Below are 3,240 nucleotides of genomic sequence, written 5' to 3' on the forward strand. Positions count from 1 at the left end.
GAACTTGTTCTGTATTTCTTACTTGCTACTTGTCGACAAAGCGTTGTGTTTGTCAGCAGCAGAGAGATGAGATTATGAAGCTTTCGCTAAATTACGTCAACCTCTTTTTTTTCTGCACCACCGTTTTTCTGGTGATCCCCACTCGCCGGTAACTGCGCCGTTTCAGTGGGGAGGCGAACTATAGCAACCCTTGCCGAGGTTGACAAGGGTGTTCGTAAAAAAATCGTCGGTTATTCAGACAACGTTGTCGTCCGATAGTTCGGGTCGGACCGGATTTTCTCCGCTGCGAACGGCAACGCCGGCCACTGCTTCTGCGAATAGACTGCCAGCTGGTCCGCGTAATGCGGAGATGCCGGATCGACCGACTGGCCGTACAGCAGCATCCCTCGCGCGACCGGGCCGGCATCGTCGAACGTGACCGCCTGTACATAACTTGTGCCCCATTCGACATCGCGGTAGCCCTGGGACGTCAACTCCGAGCGCATGTGAATTGAGTTGTACGAACCATCGATATCGCCAATCGCGCCATGGATCGGAACCCGCACACCGTTGCGGGTCTCCCCCTGATAATCGCCCAGCCGGCCATCTAGCGGAACATTCAGGCGCGCGAGCTTCTGCGCCGCGCCTTTCAGGATACTCAACATCGGGCCGATCGCGGCCGGCTTCACGCCGCGCGGCGTGTTCACCGGATCCTGCGGGCTGAATGGCACATCCCATTTGTCTGTTAGCTGCACAGCCTGGTTCCAGAATTCGCGGAACAGCACGGCGCCTCGGCTATCCAAATCGGCGCGGCGATCCCATCCTGATAATGCGTTGCATGCGCCGTTCAACGCCGCGTCATTCGCCGCATGGCAAGCGGGGAGTAATTCCGGCAATACCAGCTCGGCCGCATGCACGCGGTTGGCGAACGCCAGTTGCTGGAGATCGTCGATGCCAACCCTCGCTTTGCGGGCCAACGTTTCTTCAAATTGCTTGAACCCGATCCTGGTTCGCATCTTCTGTTCGATGCCGACGCGCCCATACAATGGCGAGAAGCCGTAGGGAGCGGGCCCGGTCATCAGGGATCGCGCATTTGTAAGCCAGTAACTGTCATTCGAGTTGCCGACGTAGTCGGCGCGCACCATCCACGGACCATTTGCCGGCGCGATGATGCCGGCAGGCGCCTGCTGACTCACGCCCCAGTCGCAATCCGAACGCGCACCGTTGAGCATCAGCAGTGGCGCCAACATCATGCAATCGGACACAAACTTTTCAACGCTGACATTCGGCACCACGCTTGCATCGGCGTACAGGGTCTGGCCGTCGCGGTCGGCAGCGATCGTGTTCACCCACGGCAGGCCGACCGTCTTGTCGAGCGACGCTTTGAGCTCGGCCACGTTGCGCGCGCTGCCGATGCCGATCCACTGTTCGATCAGCCTCGTGTTGTTGCGATTGGGATCGGCCAGCACGTACACCGAACTCGGTGACCAGGTCAGTCCCGCGTCGGCCTTCACCATCACGGCACCGTGCTTGCTGAAATAGAAGGTCTTGCTCTTCGATCGGAGGCTGCCGTCGGGCTGCAGCATCTCGACCCGGACATCCCGTGACGTCATCTTCTGCGGGATACCGTCGGCCAGGTAAGTAGTGCCCGATGAATCGCGCGTATCGAGCGCAAGCCGGAATGTCGTGAAGTGCGCCGCGGTGGTCACTGTGTGAGTCCAGGCGATGTCGCGGTTGAAGCCGATCACGACAGCCGGAATACCGCCGAGGATGACACCCATCGCATCGTAGCGGCCGGGCACGGTCAGGTGCGCTTGCCAGAAGCGGTCGGTGCTGGTCCACGGATAATGCGGACTGCCCAGCAGGATGCCCCGGCCGTCGAGGGATAGGTCCTTGCCGACGCCCAGCGCATTGCTTCCCAATTGTTCGGCAGTCAGTTTGGCCAGCCGCTCCCGCACGAACGAAGGATTCAACTTGTCGACCTGAGTCGATGGGCCGAAAGTGACTGGCGCCTGGGGATCACGGGCGCCGTCGACGATTTCTTTTGCAAACACCTGGCCTGAGGCATGCAGCGCTTTCTCAGCGAGAACCAAGTACATGTCTTCAAGCGAGATGGGCCGCACCCAGGCTGCGTTGTTGCAGGCGGCCGGAAGCTTGCCGGCGTAATCCTTCAGGTAGCGGTTGTAACCCGCGGCATAGCCCGCCAGCAAATCGTTTGCCTCGCGCGAGCCAGTTGCGTATCCAGCGCGTAGCTGCTCCGGATCGAGATAACCTTTAAAGAAGAAGTCGCTGTCCTCGTTCTTCAAGTCCATGAAGTCGCTGGCCGCGCCGTATTCGCCATTTTTGGCGGCGGTAGCGGGGAGATCGCCGCCGAAGAAGCGCGAGCGCTCGCCGCGCGCGGTGAGAAGGCTGTCGGCGAACATGCAGACGTTGTCCTGGGCGTAGGCATAGGCCAAGCCATAGCCGAGACTCTTGAAATTGTCAGCGCGAATGTGGGCGATCCCGAACGATGTCCGTGTCACCTCTGCATGAAACTGGGGCTTCGGTTGCGGCACCGGCGGCGCCGGATCGCGCCCGCTCTTCCCACAGGCGCCAAGCACCAGGGCCATCCCAACTGCAACGCAGCCGCCAAGCCCTGGCAGCGCGCCTCTCGACAATATGTATCCCATCTTGGCTTCTCCATTCGCAAGTAAAGTGAGGACGGCAATCACGGAGGAATGCCATCAATCATGATCGCCGGAGAAACGTCCTCGTCAGTTGATAGCTCTCAACGATGGGTAAAGGCACGACATCGGAAGGGGTGGATCACACGTGGTGGGCGCGAACGTGCGTTTTCGAACAGAGGAGCCCGCTTTGCTGCGGGTAATTAGTATTGCGCGAGATCTGCGCTAGTCGGACCGATGGGCCAGCACTGGAACCGGGCGTGAAAATCGGGGAAGCGCGCGGCGCGCCAGTGCTGGTCCAGCCGTCTGGGGAATTGTTTAGAGAATGGCAGGGGGCCGCTGTAAGGAATGAATTTAATTCCTTAAGCTAAGTTACCGATTCCCTATACCTGCCTGGCATGAGATCGCGAGGTCGACTGATCGATCATGCCGTCATCGATCTGCTTAATCCAATGTTCGATAATAAAAAGGCAAGCCTCACGCTCGCTCAGTGACGCCGGGGGAGTAAATCGAAAATCATTGGACGAAAAAAAACCCGCTGACATCAGTCAACGGGTTTCTTTCTTATAACTAGCCTGACGATAACCTACTTTCACAC

At 58.9% G+C, this 3,240-nt stretch carries 1 protein-coding gene; it reads right to left on the reverse strand.

Going from position 1 to position 3,240, the window contains the following annotated elements; all coding sequences use genetic code 11:
• Positions 1 to 230: 230 nt before the first annotated feature.
• Positions 231 to 2,690, reverse strand: coding sequence for a penicillin acylase family protein (locus I4X03_RS22890; RefSeq protein WP_223471427.1), 2,460 nt, complete (start codon positions 2,688 to 2,690; stop codon positions 231 to 233).
• Positions 2,691 to 3,240 lie beyond the last annotated feature (550 nt).

The organism is Massilia soli, from assembly GCF_016809835.1.
Classification (GTDB): Bacteria; Pseudomonadota; Gammaproteobacteria; order Burkholderiales; family Burkholderiaceae_D; genus Telluria_A; species Telluria_A soli.